This is a genomic window from Micromonospora sp. NPDC048063 (assembly GCF_043202855.1).
Classification (GTDB): domain Bacteria; phylum Actinomycetota; class Actinomycetes; order Mycobacteriales; family Micromonosporaceae; genus Micromonospora.
Map to the genome: position 1 here is coordinate 113,384 of NZ_JBIDBG010000018.1, position 17,206 is coordinate 130,589.

The 17,206-nt window shown below is 72.7% G+C and carries 20 protein-coding genes and 1 pseudogene; 11 read left to right on the top strand and 10 right to left on the bottom strand.

The window, feature by feature from the left end; all coding sequences use genetic code 11:
* The first annotated feature begins 126 nt into the window (after positions 1-126).
* Positions 127-1,230 (top strand): cyclophane-forming radical SAM peptide maturase AmcB, encoded by a 1,104-nt coding sequence (gene amcB / locus ACGFZ2_RS29180; protein WP_393459074.1) that lies wholly within the window; start codon positions 127-129, stop codon positions 1,228-1,230.
* On the top strand, positions 1,199-1,435 hold the full coding sequence (gene amcA / locus ACGFZ2_RS29185) for a multiple cyclophane-containing RiPP AmcA (RefSeq protein ID WP_357449724.1): 237 nt from the start codon (positions 1,199-1,201) through the stop codon (positions 1,433-1,435). Before amcB ends, amcA begins: the two co-directional genes overlap by 32 nt.
* Positions 1,436-1,583: 148 nt before the next feature.
* Here the strand turns inward: amcA and ACGFZ2_RS29190 are convergent, their stop codons facing one another.
* Both ACGFZ2_RS29190 and ACGFZ2_RS29195 read right to left on the bottom strand, forming a co-directional pair.
* A complete protein-coding gene (locus ACGFZ2_RS29190; protein WP_091099829.1) occupies positions 1,584-1,799 on the bottom strand; it encodes a DUF3073 domain-containing protein in 216 nt (71 codons plus the stop codon).
* A 289-nt stretch (positions 1,800-2,088) separates the two neighbouring features.
* Positions 2,089-3,171, bottom strand: a complete 1,083-nt coding sequence (locus ACGFZ2_RS29195) for a Glu/Leu/Phe/Val dehydrogenase (RefSeq protein WP_393259881.1) — start codon at positions 3,169-3,171, stop codon at positions 2,089-2,091.
* 171 nt (positions 3,172-3,342) lie between these two features.
* Between ACGFZ2_RS29195 and ACGFZ2_RS29200 the strand changes: the two genes are divergently transcribed.
* Both ACGFZ2_RS29200 and ACGFZ2_RS29205 read left to right on the top strand, forming a co-directional pair.
* On the top strand, positions 3,343-4,182 hold the full coding sequence (locus ACGFZ2_RS29200) for a hypothetical protein (RefSeq protein WP_393259884.1): 840 nt from the start codon (positions 3,343-3,345) through the stop codon (positions 4,180-4,182).
* Between the two features lie 251 nt (positions 4,183-4,433).
* Positions 4,434-4,643: a BldC family transcriptional regulator gene (locus ACGFZ2_RS29205; RefSeq protein ID WP_007073996.1), complete on the top strand. Its 210-nt coding sequence runs from the start codon at positions 4,434-4,436 to the stop codon at positions 4,641-4,643.
* Between the two features lie 165 nt (positions 4,644-4,808).
* On the opposite strand, the gene ACGFZ2_RS29210 is transcribed toward ACGFZ2_RS29205, so the two are convergent.
* On the bottom strand, positions 4,809-5,207 hold the full coding sequence (locus ACGFZ2_RS29210; protein WP_393459043.1) for a PPOX class F420-dependent oxidoreductase: 399 nt from the start codon (positions 5,205-5,207) through the stop codon (positions 4,809-4,811).
* 53 nt (positions 5,208-5,260) lie between these two features.
* Between ACGFZ2_RS29210 and ACGFZ2_RS29215 the strand changes: the two genes are divergently transcribed.
* A complete protein-coding gene (locus ACGFZ2_RS29215) occupies positions 5,261-6,040 on the top strand; it encodes a class I SAM-dependent methyltransferase (protein WP_393459046.1) in 780 nt (259 codons plus the stop codon).
* 48 nt (positions 6,041-6,088) lie between these two features.
* Here the strand turns inward: ACGFZ2_RS29215 and ACGFZ2_RS29220 are convergent, their stop codons facing one another.
* Positions 6,089-6,385, bottom strand: a complete 297-nt coding sequence (locus tag ACGFZ2_RS29220) for a hypothetical protein (protein ID WP_350702120.1) — start codon at positions 6,383-6,385, stop codon at positions 6,089-6,091.
* Positions 6,386-6,547: 162 nt separating this feature from the next.
* Between ACGFZ2_RS29220 and ACGFZ2_RS29225 the strand changes: the two genes are divergently transcribed.
* Together ACGFZ2_RS29225 and ACGFZ2_RS29230 are read left to right on the top strand one after the other, a co-directional pair.
* Positions 6,548-7,405: a 3-hydroxyacyl-CoA dehydrogenase family protein gene (locus ACGFZ2_RS29225; protein ID WP_393459049.1), complete on the top strand. Its 858-nt coding sequence runs from the start codon at positions 6,548-6,550 to the stop codon at positions 7,403-7,405.
* Positions 7,402-8,145: an enoyl-CoA hydratase/isomerase family protein gene (locus ACGFZ2_RS29230; RefSeq protein WP_393459052.1), complete on the top strand. Its 744-nt coding sequence runs from the start codon at positions 7,402-7,404 to the stop codon at positions 8,143-8,145. The genes ACGFZ2_RS29225 and ACGFZ2_RS29230 overlap by 4 nt, the downstream gene beginning before the upstream one ends.
* A 193-nt stretch (positions 8,146-8,338) precedes the next feature.
* On the opposite strand, the gene ACGFZ2_RS29235 is transcribed toward ACGFZ2_RS29230, so the two are convergent.
* Positions 8,339-9,688 carry an ABC transporter substrate-binding protein gene (locus tag ACGFZ2_RS29235; RefSeq protein WP_393459055.1) on the bottom strand — a complete coding sequence of 450 codons (1,350 nt, stop codon included), beginning with the start codon at positions 9,686-9,688 and terminating at the stop codon, positions 8,339-8,341.
* A 154-nt stretch (positions 9,689-9,842) separates the two neighbouring features.
* On the opposite strand from ACGFZ2_RS29235, the gene ACGFZ2_RS29240 reads away from it, so the two are divergent.
* On the top strand, positions 9,843-10,232 hold the full coding sequence (locus ACGFZ2_RS29240) for a hypothetical protein (RefSeq protein ID WP_393259898.1): 390 nt from the start codon (positions 9,843-9,845) through the stop codon (positions 10,230-10,232).
* A gap of 52 nt (positions 10,233-10,284) precedes the next feature.
* Complete coding sequence (locus tag ACGFZ2_RS29245) at positions 10,285-10,992, top strand: DUF2786 domain-containing protein (RefSeq protein WP_393459058.1); 708 nt, start codon at positions 10,285-10,287, stop codon at positions 10,990-10,992.
* Between the two features lie 64 nt (positions 10,993-11,056).
* Here the strand turns inward: ACGFZ2_RS29245 and ACGFZ2_RS29250 are convergent, their stop codons facing one another.
* Positions 11,057-11,572, bottom strand: coding sequence for an SRPBCC family protein (locus ACGFZ2_RS29250; protein ID WP_393259903.1), 516 nt, complete (start codon positions 11,570-11,572; stop codon positions 11,057-11,059).
* Positions 11,573-11,786: 214 nt separating this feature from the next.
* Between ACGFZ2_RS29250 and ACGFZ2_RS29255 the strand changes: the two genes are divergently transcribed.
* Positions 11,787-12,707 (top strand): hypothetical protein, encoded by a 921-nt coding sequence (locus tag ACGFZ2_RS29255; protein ID WP_393459061.1) that lies wholly within the window; start codon positions 11,787-11,789, stop codon positions 12,705-12,707.
* 188 nt (positions 12,708-12,895) lie between these two features.
* Here the strand turns inward: ACGFZ2_RS29255 and ACGFZ2_RS29260 are convergent, their stop codons facing one another.
* Positions 12,896-14,023: an alpha/beta hydrolase family protein gene (locus ACGFZ2_RS29260; RefSeq protein ID WP_393459063.1), complete on the bottom strand. Its 1,128-nt coding sequence runs from the start codon at positions 14,021-14,023 to the stop codon at positions 12,896-12,898.
* A 296-nt stretch (positions 14,024-14,319) separates the two neighbouring features.
* The gene (locus ACGFZ2_RS29265) at positions 14,320-14,955 is read right to left on the bottom strand and encodes a GAP family protein (RefSeq protein WP_393259910.1); all 636 of its coding nucleotides are present in this window, start codon (positions 14,953-14,955) and stop codon (positions 14,320-14,322) included.
* A 438-nt stretch (positions 14,956-15,393) separates the two neighbouring features.
* On the opposite strand from ACGFZ2_RS29265, the gene ACGFZ2_RS29270 reads away from it, so the two are divergent.
* Positions 15,394-15,720: a hypothetical protein gene (locus tag ACGFZ2_RS29270; RefSeq protein ID WP_393459066.1), complete on the top strand. Its 327-nt coding sequence runs from the start codon at positions 15,394-15,396 to the stop codon at positions 15,718-15,720.
* On the opposite strand, the gene ACGFZ2_RS29275 is transcribed toward ACGFZ2_RS29270, so the two are convergent.
* Together ACGFZ2_RS29275 and ACGFZ2_RS29280 are read right to left on the bottom strand one after the other, a co-directional pair.
* Positions 15,717-15,869, bottom strand: a complete 153-nt coding sequence (locus ACGFZ2_RS29275) for a hypothetical protein (protein ID WP_393459068.1) — start codon at positions 15,867-15,869, stop codon at positions 15,717-15,719. The genes ACGFZ2_RS29270 and ACGFZ2_RS29275 overlap by 4 nt on opposite strands.
* A 911-nt stretch (positions 15,870-16,780) precedes the next feature.
* Positions 16,781-17,206: pseudogene (locus tag ACGFZ2_RS29280) on the bottom strand (hypothetical protein); the annotation flags it as partial.

Sequence of the window (17,206 nt, forward strand, 5' to 3'; positions counted from 1 at the left end):
GTGGCCGTCGCCGCCTAGCCTGAGGGGCACCCTCAACGCTGTCGGGGCAACCCCCTCATCGGGGCCCCGACAGCCCTTCAGGCGCGGAGGAGGGCAATGGCTGCTCGGGGACAGTCGTTCAGCGGGATGCGCGGCCTGGCCGCCGTCCCCTCGTACGTGGTGATGCAGCCGACCACCCTGTGCAACCTGGACTGCGCCTACTGCTACCTGCCGTTCCGGGCGGTCGACCGGCGGATGCCGGTGCCGGTGGCCGAGGCGGTGGCCGCGTCGGTCAACCCGTGGGCGGCGGCGGGCCGCTTCTCGGTGGTGTGGCACGGCGGGGAGCCGCTCGCCGCCGGCCGGGAGCATCTCGCCGCGCTGATCGCGCCCTTCGGGCCCGAGGTCGAGCACCACGTGCAGACCAACGCCACGCTGATCGACGACGCGTGGTGCGCGTTCTTCACCGAGCACCGGGTGCGGGTGAGCGTGAGCGTGGACGGCCCGCGGGAGCGCAACGGCGACCGGGTCACCCGGGCCGGCGGGCCGGCGTACGACCGGATCGTGCGCGGGGTGGCGGCGCTGCGCCGGCACGGGCTGCCGTTCTCGGCGCTGGCGGTGGTGGGCCGCCCGGAGCCGGGCCTCGCCACCGAGCTGTACGACTACTTCCTCGGCCTGGGGTGTGACGTGCTCGGCGTCAACATCGAGGAGACCGAGGGGGTCAACCTCCGCGACAACTCCCACGACGCCCGGGCGGTGACCGCGTTCTGGGCGGAACTGGTGGCGGCCTGGCGGCGGGAGCCCCGGATCCACCTGCGCGAGGTCGAGTGGTCGTTGCGGTACGCCGCCGCCGTGCTGGACGGCACCGCCGACGACGTGCTGCCCCGGCGGCTGGACCCGATCCCGACCGTCGGCCACGACGGCTCGGTGACGGTGCTCTCGCCCGAGCTGGCCGGCTTCACCGACGTCCGGTACGGCGACTTCAGCAGCGGGAACGTGCTGGCCACGCCGCTGGCCGACATCCTCGCCCACGCGGGCCGGACGCCCTGGGTCGGTGAGTTCCTCGCCGGTGTCGAGGCGTGCCGTGCATCCTGCCCCTACTTCGGTTTCTGCGGCGGCGGCCACGCCGCCAACCGCTACTTCGAGCTGGGGCGTTTCGACGGTACGGAGACCGCGCACTGCCGCAACAGCAAGATCCACCTACTGGAGGGAGTGTTGGAGCATGCCCGAGACCACCAGTCACCGGCAGCCTGAGCGTGGGGTGGACGCCGCCCCGGGCCAGGTCGCCGATCGGGTGCGGGAAGCCGCGCCGGGACTCACCGCTCTGCTCCACGAGGCCGAGGCCGCGCGGCGACTGCGGGCGGAGGTGGCGGGCGGCGACGGCGCGAGCGCCGTCTGCGCCTGGAACCACTTCGAGAACATCCCGACGTTCTACAACTGGAACAACCGGCCCCGCTGAGGCGGCCACACCGGGATCAGGGACCTGCCGAGCAGCCGGAGTCGCCTCCGGGACGGCATGGTCCCTGATCGTCGGTGTTGGCGCCGCTTCGGATGGGCACATGCGTGAGCACGCGGGGGATTACCGCGTGCTCAGCTGCGACCGGAGGTCAGCGGGTCGGACGTACCCAGGGATCCGGGTCTTCGTCCGCGTGATCCTCATCATCGTCGTCGACATACTCTTTGTAGTCGTCGTCGAAGTTGTGCTCAGACTTACCAGCACCCGCCAACTCGCGCTGCAAGGCGGTGAGGTCGGTGTTCGGGGAGTGGTACTTCAACTCCCGCGCCACCTTCGTCTGCTTGGCCTTAGCACGGCCGCGCCCCATGGCTCGACCCCCTCGCACAGAATGCGGGGCAGCCCGAAGGCGGGCCCCGATGACGTCAGGCATCTCTCGTAGCTCTTACGGTACATGGGGATGCCATCGTTCGGCACCTCGGGTTACCGTCGACCGGTACCGCGCGTCGCGGTCGTCCAGTCGTCACCGATTGTACCGGGTAAGGAGCGGTGCCGGGAGCGCCCGTGACACCGGACAAAGCCCGACGAAACCAGCTTAACGGGCGCTTCGGTGCGGCGGCGCCGGAGGCGGAACCGGGCCGGCCCCGCCTCCGTGACGCTCATCGCAGGTGGATCGTGCGCAGCCGGCCGACGTCGGCCATCCGCCGCTCCGCGAGCCGGTCCGCCGCCACCGCCGGGGGCACGCCCTCGGCGTCGGCCAGCTGGAGGATCTCCCGGGTGGTGTCGTAGATCCGGGTCGCGCGCAGCTTGGCCCGCTCGAAGTTGAAGCCCTCGATCTCGTCGGCCACCTGGATCACGCCGCCGGCGTTCACCACGTAGTCCGGGGCGTAGAGGATGCCGCGGTCGGCCAGCAGCTTCTCGATGCCCGGGTGGGCGAGCTGGTTGTTCGCCGCGCCGGTGACCACCTTGGCGCGCAGCGCCGGCACCGTGTCGTCGTTGAGCGCGCCGCCGAGCGCGCACGGGGCGTACACGTCGATGTCGGCGGCGACCAGCGCGGCGGCGTCGTCGACGAGCGCGACCTGCGGGTGGGTGGTGCGCGCCCACTCCAGGGCCTTCGGGTTGACATCGGTCGCCACCACCTCGGCGCCGTCGTCGAGCAGGTGGCCGACCAGGTACTTGCCGACCTTGCCCAGGCCGGCCACGCCGACCCGCCTGCCGGCCAGGGTCGGGGCGCCCCAGACGTGCTCGGCGGCGGCCCGCATGCCCTGGAACACGCCCCAGGCGGTGAGGATCGAGGAGTCGCCGGCGCCGCCGTGCTCGACGCTGCGGCCGGTGACGTACGACGTCTCCCGGGCGATCACGTCCATGTCGGCCACGTAGGTGCCGACGTCGCAGGCGGTGTAGTAGCGCCCGGCGAGGGACTCCACGAAGCGGCCGTACGCGCGCAGCAGCGCCTCGCTCTTGACCCGCTCGGGGTCACCCCAGATGACCGCCTTGCCGCCGCCGAGGTCCAACCCGGCCAGGGCGTTCTTGTACGCCATGCCCCGGGACAGGTCGAGCACGTCGGCGAGGGCGGCCTCCTCGCTCGCGTACGGGTAGAACCGGGTGCCGCCGAGCGCGGGGCCGAGCGCGGTGGAGTAGATCCCGATGATCGCCTTCAGGCCGGACTGCTTGTCCTGGCAGAACACGACCTGTTCGTGACCGGTGGATCCCGGGTCGTCGTTGCTGGCGAATACGCCCATGAGTAGCTCCTGGTGTGGGGTGCGCCCTTGTGGGACGAGGACCTGTGGACGCCGGCGGGATGCTGCCGGTGCCGCTGAGCCTAGTATCGGCCGACGCCGTCCGACCGCCCACGGCGCGCGTGATCGCAGCGTCGACGACGGTCGGGTTCCGATTCGTGGGAGGATCGCGCCGTGCCGTCGCTCTTCGCTTCTTACCTGCGCGTGTACGAGCCCCTGACCGCTTTCGACCGGGACCGCCAGACGTACTGGCGCCGCTACGTCGAGCAGGGTCGGGCGGTGGCCCCCGTGGAGGGGCCCGGCCGGCAACGGACGTCCGTGATCGAGGCGCTCGGCGCGGGCTGGACGCGGCTGCCCGACCTGCCGGACGAGGCGTACGTGCTGGAGGCCGACGACACGCTGCTGGTCTGCCCGTGGAACCTGCGCATCCGGGTGGCCGAGGCGGCGCTGAGCGCGCGCGACGGCGTGCCGCCGGTGCTGGCCGACGCGTTCGTGCCGCCGGTGCTCGCCGGGCAGGCCAAGGCGGTGGTGGAGGACTGGCGCAGCGGGGCCCGCGTGCTGGAGCACGGCGTGCCCCGGCTGCACGAGCAGATCGCGACGTGGGGTGTGCCGCTGCGCTGGTTCGTGCTCTTCGACCCCGAGGAGCGGCACCACGTGACCCGCCCGGGCCGGCGGGCGCTGCGCTTCCGGACGGAGATCTCGAAGGCGCGGCGCCGGTCGTCGCGGGCACTGTCGGTGCTGCGCAAGTCGGTCGGCGAGGCGCCGATCACGGAGGCGGTCGAGGAGGCCGCCCGCTGGCTGGAGGAGTTCCACCCCCGCTCGATGGTGGAGCTGGACTACGGCGGCCTGGTCGACCTGCTCTCCGACGAGACGCTGGCCGCCGACGACTCGCCCGAGCTGGTGGCGAGTGGGCTCGCCGGGCTGTCCCGGGGCGAGGCCGAGGAGGCCTCGGCCGCGTACGACAAGCTGGTCGCGAGGTGGCGCGCGGTGCAACTGCTGGAACGGTGCAACTGACGACAATTCGCCCAGGCGGGGCCGCGAAGCCGAGGCGTCCTCGTAGTTGGCGCATCACGAACCGTGATCATGAGTCCGAATAAGGTACTTTCTGCCGTGTAAAAGTCGCATAAATCGGGCATGGTTCATCCGTCCGTCTAGGGACGTTCGGCCGTTCGGCCCATGTCGGACATCGGGGACTAGCCGGACCATGGGAGACGCGTCGGCCGGCGGGACCCCGGCCGATGTCTATACATGTGGAGGAGTGACCGATGGCATCGCGAACGCACGAACCAGAGCCGCTACTCACGCCGGCCGAGGTGGCGTCGATGTTCCGTGTCGACCCGAAGACGGTGACCCGGTGGGCCAAGGCTGGCAAGCTCAGCGCCATCCGCACCCTGGGGGGCCACCGCCGGTACCGCGAGTCGGAGGTCAGGGCCCTGCTGCAGGGGCAGATCCCCCAGCAGCGCCAGGGGGACTGACGGCCGGAAGTCAGACAGGTGTGCACGAAGGGCGGCGGACACGGTCCGTCGCCCTTCGTCGTGTCGGGGTCCGGCCGGTCGGCGCCCGCGCGGCCGGACCGGTTGCGCAGGCCGGCCGCACAGGCGCCCCGGCCGCCGCGCGGCGACGGCGGGGCGGCGCGCGGGTCAGTCGCCGCCCGGCGGCCGCCCGGCGAGCGAGACCCGGATGCCGACCGTGCCGCCCTCGCCCCGGCGCAACCGACTGCCGAGCAGGCTGAGCCGCCCGATCATCCGGTACTTCCGCTTGATCAGGTCGCGGACCCGTCGGGTGTCGGCCGGGCCGCAGAGCGTCGCGTGGGCGGGCACCGCCTCGCCGTGCGGACGGCCCCGAACGTCGCACGGTGCGACCGTGACGTCCCCGCTGTGCCGGATCCGCTTCACCTTGCCGGAATCCGCCGCCGACCACACCGCCAGCGCGTCGCCGTCGCGGACCGCCCAGACCGGCGTCGGCACCGCCCGCCCGTCCTTGCGGAACGTCGTCAGCAGGATGTATTTCTCCGCGGCGAGGCGGTCCAGTGTGGCCATCCCGCCAGGATACGGCCGCCACGGCTGACTGACCGGCCGGATAGCGTGAAGCCGTGACGGTGGAACCACGGATCGGTGACGTCTTCGGCGAGATGCTGCGCGACGCGTTCGCCGTCGCCACCGGCATCGGCCCCCGGCCGCTGGCCGGCGGGCGGCTGCCACGGCCGGTCATCGAGATCATCGAGCGGGACGACGGGCTGATCAACGGCGCGCCCGCCGCGCACTACCTGGACGGCCCGGCCGACTGGCAGCCGTACGACCACCGGGCGGTGGACCGGGTCGAGGGCGCCACCCTGGACGTCGGGGTCGGGGCGGGCCGGATCGCGCTGCTGCTCCAGGAACGGGGCGTGCCGGTCACCGGGCTGGACACCTCGGCCGGCGCGCTGGCCGTCTGCCGCCGCCGGGGCGTACGCGAGCTGGTGCACGGGACGGTCGACTCGCACGTCGCCGACGGCCGGCGCTACGACACGTTCCTGCTGCTCGGCAACAACGTCGGGCTGCTGGAGGGGCAGGAGCGGGCCCCGGCCCTGCTGGCGGCGCTCGCCGCGCTGGCCCGGCCGGGCGCGCGGGTCATCGCGCAGGGCACCGACCCGTACGGCACCCGGGACCCGCTGCACACGGGCTACCACGAGCGCAACCGGCGCCGGGGCCGGCTCGGCGGGCAGCTCCGGCTCCGCCTGCGCTACCGGGAGCTGGGCACCGAGTGGTTCGACTACCTGGTCTGCTCGCCCGACGAACTCGCCGAGCTGGTCCGGGGCACCGCCTGGCGACTGACCGACGTGGACGACCACGACGCCCCGTACTACCTGGCCACCCTGCGCCTGGCCGGCTGACGCCCGGGGCCCGCCGCGCGGCGGCACCCCGGACGACCGGCGTACGCCTCAGACCTGGACGGTCGGGGGGAGCTGCTCGGGCGGGAGGCCGCCGTCGCCGTCGACCACCTCGTCCGGGGTGCCGTCCTCGTCGAGGTCGACCATCGTGACGTCCACCTTGCCGTCGTGGTCGGTGTCGAACTGGAACAGGTCGGGCCTGCCGTCCCCGTCGGTGTCGGCAACCCAGACGTCGGTGCGGCCGTCGTTGTTGGTGTCCGCGCGCAGCAGGTCGACCCGCTCGTCCCCGCGGGTCTCCACCGTCTCCGCCGCGCCCGCACTGTCCACGGTCTCCGGTGCCTGGCTCATTTCAATTCGTCCTTCCCTCGGTTGACGGCCGTCGTACCCGATCCGCGCCGCCCCCACGCATGTCGGAGCGAGCGCCGCTGCATAGGGTCGCCCCATGAGCGAGTGGAGCGGGTGGCGGAGCGCGGGTCAACCCCGGGTCGCCGCCGGAGGCAGGGAGGCGTCATGAGCGACCGCTTTGTCGTCGTCGGGGCCGGCACGATGGGGCTCGGCATCGCGTACGTGGCGGCCGGGGCCGGGCACACCGTCGAGCTGGTCGAGGTGGACCGGGCCCGGGGCGCCGCGGCCGTGGAGCGGCTCGGTGAGCTGTGGGACAGGGCGGTGGGGCGCGGCAGGCTGACCGCCGACCAGGCCGCGACGAACCGGGGGCGGGTGACACTGCGGGCCGCGCTCGCCGACGTCGCGCAGGAGCCGGCCGTGGTGGTGGAGGCCGTACCGGAGCGGCCGGACCTCAAGCGGGCGGTGCTGCGCGAGGCCGAGGCGCTGCGCCCGGCGCTGCTGGGCAGCAACACGTCCAGCATCTCCATCGCCGAACTGGCCGACGGGCTGGCGCGACCCGAGCGCTTCCTCGGGCTGCACTTCTTCAACCCGGTCTGGGCGATGACGCTGCTGGAGGTCGTGGTCGGCCCGGCCACCGCCGACGAGACCACCGCCGCGGCCGTCGCGCTCGCCGACCGGCTGGGCAAGGACCCCGTCGTCGTACGCGATATGCCCGGCTTCGCCACCTCCCGGCTCGGGGTCACCCTCGGCCTGGAGGCGATCCGGATGGTCGCCGACGGGGTGGCCAGCCCGGCCGACATCGACAAGGCGGTGGTGCTCGGCTACCGGCACCCGATCGGCCCGCTGGAGCTGACCGACCTGGTCGGGCTGGACGTGCGGCTGGACATCGCGCGCACCCTCCAGGCCGCGTACGGGGACCGGTTCGCGCCGCCGCCGCTGCTGGCGGAGATGGTGGCCGCCGGCAGGCTGGGCAAGAAGTCCGGTCAGGGCTTCTACCGCTGGGAAGGCGGGGTGAAGTCGTGAGCGGGCTGCGGGTCGAGGAGCGGCCGGACCGGCTGGTGGTCACGCTCGACCGGCCGGAGAAGCGCAACGCCATCGACGCCGGCCTGATCGCCGAGCTGCACCAGGTCTGCGCGGAGCTGGAGGCGCGCCCCCGCCTGCTGCTGCTCACGGGCGGGGCCGAGGGCATCTTCGCCGGCGGGGCGGACATCGGGCAACTGCGCGAACGGGGCCGGCTGGACGCGCTCGCGGCGATCAACTCCGCCGCCTTCGCCCGGATCAGGGCGCTGCCGATGCCGACCGTGGCGGCGGTGGACGGGCCGGCGCTGGGCGGCGGTGCCGAGCTGGCGTACGCCTGCGACCTGCGGGTCTGCACCGAGCGGGCGGTGTTCGGGCAGCCGGAGGTGCGGTTGGGCATCCTGGCCGGCGCGGGCGCGACCCACCGGCTGCCGGCACTGGTCGGAGAGGCCCGGGCCAAGGAACTGCTCTTCACCGGCCGCCGGGTGGACGCCGAGGAGGCGCTGCGGATCGGCCTGGTCAACCGGGTGGTGGCCGAGCCCGACGAGCTGCTGCCCACCGCGCACGGGCTGCTGGACGAAATGGCCAAGGGGTCCGCGCTGGCGCTGCGGCTGACCAAGCTGGCGGTCGACGCGCCGGCCGCCGCGCACCCGCACCTCGACCTGGTCAGCCAGGCGGTGCTCTTCGAGGACGAGGAGAAGCGCCGGCGGATGACCGACTTCCTGGAGCGGCGACGGCCCCGCTGACCCGCGACGCCCCGCTGAGCGGCGACGCCCGCGTTTGTGGCGGTGGTGCCCGCGACGCGGCGTCGGCACCCGCGACGACGACGGCGGCACCCGCGACGACGACGGCGGCACCCGCGTCGCGGCGTCGGCGGCATGACGAGGACGGCCGCACCGGTGATCCGGTGCGGCCGTCCACGTGCGACGGGTCAGCGGCTCAGTGCCGGATTTCCACGCCGGCGTCCGCGAGCGCGCGGATCACCTGCGCCGACTCCGCGAACCCGATGATCAGCACAGCGTCCGCGCCGAAGTCCTTGATCTCCTTCGCCCCGGCCGTGAAGTCCACGGGGTTGGCCTTGGCGTCGGCCGGCGGCTCGTAGGCCAGCAGCTTGATCCGGTCGCCGTCGACGCCGGTACGCTCCAGCTCGGCCTTGACGGTGGCCTGGAGGCCCTCGCCGTAGGAGTCCTTGCGGGCCACGATCGCGACCTTCTGCGGCCCGTCCCGGAGGATCACGTCGGCCAGCGCCCGTCCCTGGAGGCTGTCCGGCGGGGCGGTGCGGAAGTAGAGGCCGTTGTCGTCCAGCTTGGTCAGACCGGCATCGGTGTTCGAGGAGGAGAACAGGACCTTTCCGGCCCGCACCACGTCGGGCAGGACCTCGCGGGAGATCCCGGAGGCGCCGGCGCCGATGATGACGTGCACGTTCTGCTCCACGTGCTTCGCCACGGTGGCCTTGGCCACCGTCGGGTTGGTGCCGTCGTCGCCGTCGATCCAGACCACCGGCTCGCCGAGCACGCCGCCGCCCGCGTTGATCTCCTTGATCGCCAGGGCGGCCGCGGCGGCCATCGGCGGGTACGCCAGGGAGAGGTCACCGGTCATCGGCAGCAGGCCGCCCACGACCAGCGGGGAGCCGTCGCTGCGGTCGGTGCGGCCACCGCGTTGCTTCTTACCCTTCGGCGGGGCCTCGGTGCTCGCCGCCGACTCGTCGCCAGCGCCGACGAACTCCGTCTTGCCGTCGTTGAGCTGCTGGCCGTCGAAGTGCACGGTCGCGTAGCTGGCGGTGGCCGGCTCGCCGGCCTCGGTGAACCCGGCCCGGGTTATCGAGACGCCTCGGTACTCCACGTCCTTGCCGGCGCGGGCCAGCGCCAGGCAGGACGCCACGTCCTCGCAACGCTGCCCGCCGTTGGTGACCCCGACGATCTGCTTGGCGACGGCGGCCGGGTCCGTGCTGCCGGCGAGCTGGGCGGCGATCGCGCTGATCACCACCGCGTCGTACGTCTCGGCCGTGTAGAGGAAGTCGTTCAGTTTCGGGTCGACGGACCGTAGCCGGTTCTTGAAGCTCTCCGGCAGCGGCGTCATCGGCTTGGTGCCCTTCATGCCGTCGACGAGGCTGGCGCGGTCCTTCAGCTCAGCGGGGTACGAGTTGAGCATGTTGCCGTCGGAGCCGTAGAGGCGCACCTGGTGGGTGGTCGTCTCGTCGGGCCCCTCGGTCCCGCAGGCGCTGGTGGCGAGCAGGAACGTCGCGCAGGCGGCCAGGGTGGCCGCCCGCGAGGCGCGTGACTTGAGCATGGTCGTCCTTCCTCCGGCGAAGGTCCGCTGCGCACATTAGCGTGCCGACATGTATGGCGTGACCACGGAGGCGACTCAATCCGCAGGTCGTCCGCCATGCACACGGAGAGTCACGACCGCCGATCGCTTGACCCGCTGCCCTACCGTGCGGTGCGTGACGGAATCACCACAGCAGACGCTCGACGACGCGACCGCCGTGCTCCGCTCGGCGCTGGCCGGGGACGGCGACGCGGTGGTGGGGGCGTTCGACGCGGTCGTCGACCGGTCCGGCCTGGCCGGCGCGTACGGGGTGGCCTGGTGCCTCGCCGCAACCATGGTCGGCGGGCCGGTGCCGCAGGGCACGTGCGCGCTGGACTTTCCCGGGATCGACGAGGCCGACTACGACACCCGCTGGGTGGCCCGCTTCGTCAGCGCGTACGCCAACGCCGACGCCGACACCGGCGAGGCGCTGTTCGGGGCGGCGGCGGCCGACGGGCTGCTGCCGGACTGCCTGCTCACCCTGGCCGGCTCGACGGTGGCCACCCTGCGCAGCCGGGCCGGCTGATCGGCGACCGCCGCCGTCCCGAGTCGACCTGCCCGCGTGACAGGCTGGGGACATGTCCGAGGCCATGCTCAGCAAGGTGCGCAAGCTGCTGGCCCAGGCCGAGGACCCGGCCTGCACCCCCGCCGAGTCGGCCGCCTTCACCGCCAAGGCCACCGAGCTGATCGCCCGCTACGGCGTGGACCGGGCGCTGCTGGCCGCCCGGGACCCGGCCACCGACCCGGTGGGCGACCGGGTGGTCGGGGTCGTCGCCCCGTACGCCCGGGACAAGGCCGGCCTGCTCGCCGCGGTCGCCGACCCGCTGCGCTGCCGCTGCGTCCGCCGCCGGCAGGGCAGCGGCTTCGCCATGCACCTGTTCGGCTTCGCCAGCGACCTGGAGCGCGTCGACCTGCTCTTCACGTCGCTGCTCGTGCAGGCCGCGCACGGGCTGGCCGCGGCCGAGGTGCCGCCCGGCGAGCACCCCGCCGCCTTCCGGCGCTCCTGGCTGGCCGGCTTCGCCCAGGTGATCGGCGTGCGGCTGAGGGCGGCCGAGGCCCACGCGGCCGCCGACTCGGGTGGGTCGTCGGTCGCGTTGGTGCTGGCCGACCGGTCGGATCGGGTGCGGCATCGCGTCGCCGAGGTGTACCCGCGCCTGCGCACCGCCGCGCCGCGCAGGCTGGCCGGCAGCGGGTTCGGCTCCGGCGCGGACGCGGGACGCCGCGCCGACCTCGGCGGCCGGGGAGTCGCCACGGCTCCCGGCACCCGCCCGGGCATCGGCCGCTGACGGCTCGGGCCACGTCGACGGTGCCCGCGGCCCGGTGGGTGAGGCGGCAGGCGGCGCGGGCCGGTCAGCCGGCGCCGTGGGCCACCGTGGTCGCGTAGCGGGAGAGCAGCTCGTGCCAGCCGGCGGTCAGCGCCTGCCGGTAGCCCTCCGCGGCCTCGCCGTGCCGGTCGAAGTGCCGGTGCTCGACCTCCACCCGGGTCCGCTCCGGCCCGTCCGGGTGGAAGAGGACCTCCACCTCGCTAGCCTGCGCGGGATCCGGCACCGGCGCCCGGTCGGCGCCGATCTGCCAGGTGAAGACCAGCCGTCGGGGCGGATCCCAGGTCAGCACGCGCCCCCAGTCGCAGCGGAAGCCGTACGGGCCGATCTCGTAGAGCATCCCGCCGGCGCGCGGCTCCATGCCCAGCTCGGCCAGGTGCTCCGGGCCGGACCACGTGTACTCCATCACCCACCACGCCGCCAGGGCGTCGCTGAACACCGCGAACGCCTGATCCGGTGGGGCGGGGACCAGGAGAACACTGCGCAACGAGAACTGGTCGTACTCCTGCCGGATGCCGGCCGGGTCAGCCATCTCCTGTCCCATAGGCCCGGACCATACCGGCTGATGCCCGGGTGTGCAGCTTCGCGCGCTGCCCGGTTCCGGACACCCTTTTCGTACGCCCGTACGGCGGCCGGCGGCCGGCCGGCCGCGTCTTCGAGGGGCGGGACGGAGGCGGGACGGGATGGTCGACCGGATAGCGGGTAAGCGCGCCGGACGGTCCCGGCCGGACCGGGCCGGAGGATGCGGAGCGGGGAGCATGAGCGAGAACGCGCAGCAGCGGGAGCCGAACCGGGGCGCCGGGCCATCGCCACGGCAGGAGGGGGCGACGGAGCCGGACGTCCTGCTCGACGTACCGAAGGTGTCGGTCGACTCGATCCGGCTCGCCGTGGACGGGCTGGACGCCGACCTGTCCCTGCGGGCGCGCTTGGCCAACCTCCTCCAGCTCGACGCCGGCGTCCGGGTGCACCTGCAGGGCGTCGAGCTGGACATGACCGGGGTGCACGCCGAGGCGCAGCTCAAGGTGCGCCTGGAGAAGCTGGTCGACATCCTCGACCGCGCGCTGAGCACCATCGACCGCAACCCGCAGATCATCGACGCCCTGTCGCGTACGGCGATCGCCTCGATCGACGACGTGAACCGGGCGACGCAGCAGATCGCGAGCCCGGGCGGGCAGGTCGCCCGCTCGGCAACGCAACCCGGCGGGCAGGTCGCCGGCTCGGCGGGGCAACTCGGCGTGCAGGCAGCGGGCTCGGCGGAGCGGCGGGGCGGGCAGGTCAGCGCCTCCGGGGAGCGGCCCGGCGGCGCGACCGACGATCTCGGGCAGCAGGTCGGCGCCATCGGCGCGGTCGCCGACCGGTCCCTGCGGGAGCCAAGCGCCCCGGGTCAGGGCGGGGGACCGGGCGCGGGTGGCGGCGGGGAGCAAGGCGAGCGCGCTCGGGAGCAGGCGGGGCGCGAGGCGGGCCCGTCCCCCCAGGCGCGCCCTGAGCGGGGCGGGCCTGAGCAGGTCCGCGGGGAGCAGGGCGGGCCGCGCGAGCAGCCCGACGAAGCCGGCGGTGGTGGGACGCCGAGCGCGACGCAGCTCGCGGAGCAGGCGGGCGAGACGCTGCGGCAGGCCGGGCGAAGCGTGTGGGAGGCGATCCAGAGCGGGATGGCCCAGCGCCGGCAACAGGGGCGCTGACGGGTCGGCCCCCGACCCTGGGCCGCCGGTGACGACGGATCAGCCGCAGACGACGCCGGTCCCCACCCGCGTCCTGGGCGGGCGGGGACCATCCATCCCCGGCGACTGTGGCCAGGGGTGGTGCTGGCCCGCCGACCTTCCGGGCTGCCAGCCCCCGACCGGTACGGGTCAGGGCGTAGGGCGCCTCGTCATGCCGCCTCGTCCCGGAAACGCACCTCGGGATAGGCCGGGGCCGGTGCGTCGAGCAGGGGCTGCGGTCGATCACGCAGGTGCGCGTCGAGGAACGCCGCGACGTACGCGCGGGTGATCAGCAGTTGCCGGTCCCCCGGAATGGTGCCCGGGTCCATGCCTAGTTGGGCGCCGAGGACCGGCCGGTCCGTGAAGGAGAGGTGACCACTGCCGGTGACGGTGAGCCACCGCTTCCAGCCGGCCAGGCCGGGCCAGTCGCGCAGCCAGCTCGCGTCCGTCGGCCGCTCGGAGCCGACCAGCAGGAACGGCTTGGCCACGGTGCCCGCCGGGACCGGGACGAAGTGGGTGCCGTCCAGGTTGGCACCGGCGTCGACCCGCCTGTCGGTGCGGAGCACCTGCGCGGCGCTCGCGCCGCCGATGGAGTGCCCGGCCATGCCGATCCGGCTCGGGTCGATGAACCGGGCGCCGCGCCACACCGGACGCGGCCCGGTCAGCCGGTCCAGCAGGAACGACACGTCGGCCGCCCGTCCCTCGACCACCCGGGGGAGCCTGTCCTGCCCTGTCGCCTCACAGGCGAGACAGTCGGCGACCCGGCCGTCCGGGAACTCGACTCCCCGCGCCTCGTGGGGGTGGTCCACGCCGGCCACCACGTACCCCCGGCTGGCCAGATTCTCGGCCAGCCCGGTCAGCGACTCCCGGCTGAGACTGAAACCGGGAGAGAGCACCACGAGCGGCCAGCCCCGGGCGGCCGGCCGGACCGGCACGTCGCGGCGGGCGTTGGTGCGTACGGTGGTCAACAGATCCGGCGGGAGGGGCAACCCCTCGGCGGCGATGATCCGCGCGGAGACCGCCGCGGTGGTGTAGGGCGCCCGCGCGCCCGGCGCGGCCACCGCCGGGTACCAGAGCGACACCATCAGCTCCCGGCGTAGCTCGGGCCGCCACGGGTCGGGCCGGGCGTCGTCGGTCAGGTGCAGCCAGGTGGTGCCGACCGGGTAGCGGCCGGTCGGTGCCGGCAGCTTCAACGCCGGCGCCGAAGCCTGGGCCGCGACCGGGCTGCCGGCCAGCAGTGTGGCCAACAGCGTCAGGAGTACGAGCAGTGCCCGGCCGCCGCTACGCAACGCGACCACCGGCCGCTGCGCCCGACGCCGCCGCCGCGCCGAAGCGTGTCATCAGCCCAGTTGAATTGATCATGCCGCCCTCCCTGGGGATCCGTCGTGATGCATCGACGGTAGGGATCCGCCAGGGGCTTGCACCGTGCCCGAACGACAGGCGGGCGTACCCACCTTCGTCAGGGTTCGGCCCTGCGCGGTCAGCCACGGCAGCGTCGACCGGCCCGGCAGAGGCGCAGCTTTCTCCGCGTCGCTTTCAGGGCTGGCCGGTCTGGCGACTGTCCGACGAGGAGATCCTCCGCAAGCGGCGGTGATCAGAGCAGGTCGGACACGACGATAGCCACGAAGATCAGGACCACCGCCTCGCTGACCAACCACGAGTGGTCATTGGCCCAGTTGCGGATCTTCGGCAGCGCTGCCGTCGCCCGCTGACCGAACGCGAGCAGGGCGAGCAGTGGCAATGCCAGTAGCAGCAGTGTCAGACACAGGAACGGCAGCAGGTTCCACCACGGCTTGTCGTGGCCTGCCAGGCTCCCGGCGACTGCCAGCATTGTCGCCTCGTCACTGGGCATGGCGATGAAGAGAAGGAAGCCCAGCCCGAAGGCGAAGCGCGGCTCGGCCTCCTGCAACCTGCTCATCCACTTCGGCGGCTGGCTTCGCTTGCGGCGGGCGAAGATCATCACCATCAACGCCAGCAGCACCAGCAGCACCACCCAGTCGATCACGCGACGCGTGCCGTCATGCTTGTTCTGCCCGTTCCCAGCGCCATGCACCGTGCGGAAGACGACGTACCACACGGTCAGCGCGACGAGGATGCCGAGCCCGGCGCCGACCAGGTAGGCGAGCGAGCTGCGCTTCGCGTTCCGGCTGGAGGCGAGGAAGATGGCGCTGATGATCTGCGGACCGGCGATCATCACGAAGGCGAGCGGCAGGACACTCAGCAGATTCACGGTCCCTCCCTGTTGCCCTGATTCTTTTCCGAACCGGCCCGCCAGGTCGGCGTTCTGGGTGATCCGGTCCGTCCGGCCCACAGTGAGTCCGCGCGATCGTGCGACACGGGGCGGCCATCGGCGGGATTCCGGGGTCAACGAGGGTCAGACCGGGCAGCCGGGATTTCGGGGCGTGACGCAGAAGCGCCGACCGGCGTTTCCGCTGGTCGGCGCTTCAGTAGCCCGGCGAAAGGCTATGTGGCCAGGGGCGGGGTCGAACCGCCGACCTTCCGATTTTCAGGCACCCACATTTCCGCAGGTCAGAGCGCCGCCGCAGCCCGCCGTGCAACCATCGTGCAACTAACTCCGCATCGTGATGTGCCGGCGCAACCATGCAACATCACGTGACAGCGGGTCGGGTTAGGCTCCCGGCCTTGACGTCTCTCCGATGATGGCCCCATGAGCATGGATGACCCGGACCCCCTAATGATCGCCTTGCGCATGGTGATAGTGGTCCTCAGCTCGGCCTCGGTTGTACTCGGACTGCGTGTGGCCATGTCACGGCGGTTTCCCGCAGCCTGGATTCGGCTTGCACACCTGACGCCGAGCCAGCAAGCCCAGCCCGTCCGTCTGGGCAGCGCCCAGGCCATGCTCGGTGCGGGCTTGCTGATCCAACAGGCACCGTTTGTCATCTCCATGCCCTTTCCGGTTGGAGTCGCCCTGTTCGCGGTCTCCCTGGCCCTGTTGCTGACTGCGGTGGGATTGTTTGCGCTGCTTCGGCACTAGCCACGCATGGTGATGTGTCGGGGCAGCCGTGCCGCATCACCATGCGCGGCCAGCTCCGAGAGCGCCTTGGCGATCTCACGGTCGCGGCCGTCGACGGCGTGCAGATACCGGCGGGCCGCCGCCATGGACGAGTGCCCTAGCCGCTTCATCAGGTCGGGTCTGGTCCGTCGACTTGCCGGCGTGGTGTGGGGTGCACGTCCGGGCGGACCTGTGCCGGTGAATGAGGACCAGGACGTGAACGGCGAGAGGTAGAGGCCCGAGCCAGGAGGGGCCGGCAGGAAACCGCGGGGCCGATGGATGGTGAAGGTTGGCAGGCGGCATGTAGTGAGCGACGGGGCAGCCGGCGTTATGCGCGACGTGAGCTACAGCGACGCTCCGACGCGACACCGGACGGCGAGGGCCGGGTGGTGTTGTGTTCGTGCCGGCTTGGTCGACTCGGACGCTTTCTGTGATCTGTTGCCGAATTGGCCTGTACTAGATCAAGGCGCTGACGCGCGGCGCGGGCCGGGGCGCGGCAAGCGGCTCCTACCGGAGCCGCCGCCCCGGCGCTGATCGCGCCGGGGCGGAAAGTCAGCCGGCCCGAAAACCACGCCCCGCCCCGCGCGTCATCCCTGGGTCAGTAGGTGACCCGGTGACGAGTCCCGGTGTGACCGGGCCATGCGGACACGCCTTCACCCGTTCCTGACGTTCCAGAGGCCCCCAGAGGGCCGAAGCCACCACCGGGCAGGACGAGTTGCCGAACGGCTCGTACGAATCCGCTGAGGCCCCAGGGAAGGAAGGGGTGGAGGTGGTGGAGGGGGTGGGAGGTGAGGAAGGGGGCAGGGTTAGAGCTTGTGCCTCCGGCGGGGGCCAGACGACTCCAGGATGGAGTTGCCGAACGGTTGCGGTGGGTGGGTGGTTGGGGAGCCATCCCGTCTACCACCGACCCAGGCAAGCCGAGCAGATCAGGGCCAGGGTGACAAGGTCGTTCGTCCGGTAGGGCGCTCCACCTTGTCACCCTGGCCCTGATCTGCTCCACGGTGTGTGGGTCGGCGGCAGACGGGATGGCAGGTAAGCCGGGCTATTCGCCGAGCGTGCCCAAGCTCCACCCGCTGACCTCGGAGAGCCGGCCACGCCAGTACACGGGTACCCGCGAACCCGGTGACGGCAGCAGGCCGTGGCCAGCAACGTATCGAGCGTCCTTCAAGTGGATGTAGCTGTACGGCTCAGAGTTCTCATCCCTGGTCCGGTTGAGATCCAACTTGCGGAACACGTCGAGGATCCTGCTCCCCAGGAGTTCGCCGTTCTCGCCGGCGGACTTCAGCAGCTCCGCCATACCTTCCGCCCACTCGTCTCTCCCGATGAGGGTGCCGGTGACGACCACACCTCTCACCGTGAGGGTGATGCCCAGGGTGATTCCGGCACCTCGAACCGGCACCACTTGGGCAGGTTCTTTGGGCGCCAGTGAGGTCGCGAAGGCGAGGAACTGCGAATTGCCGACCGACAT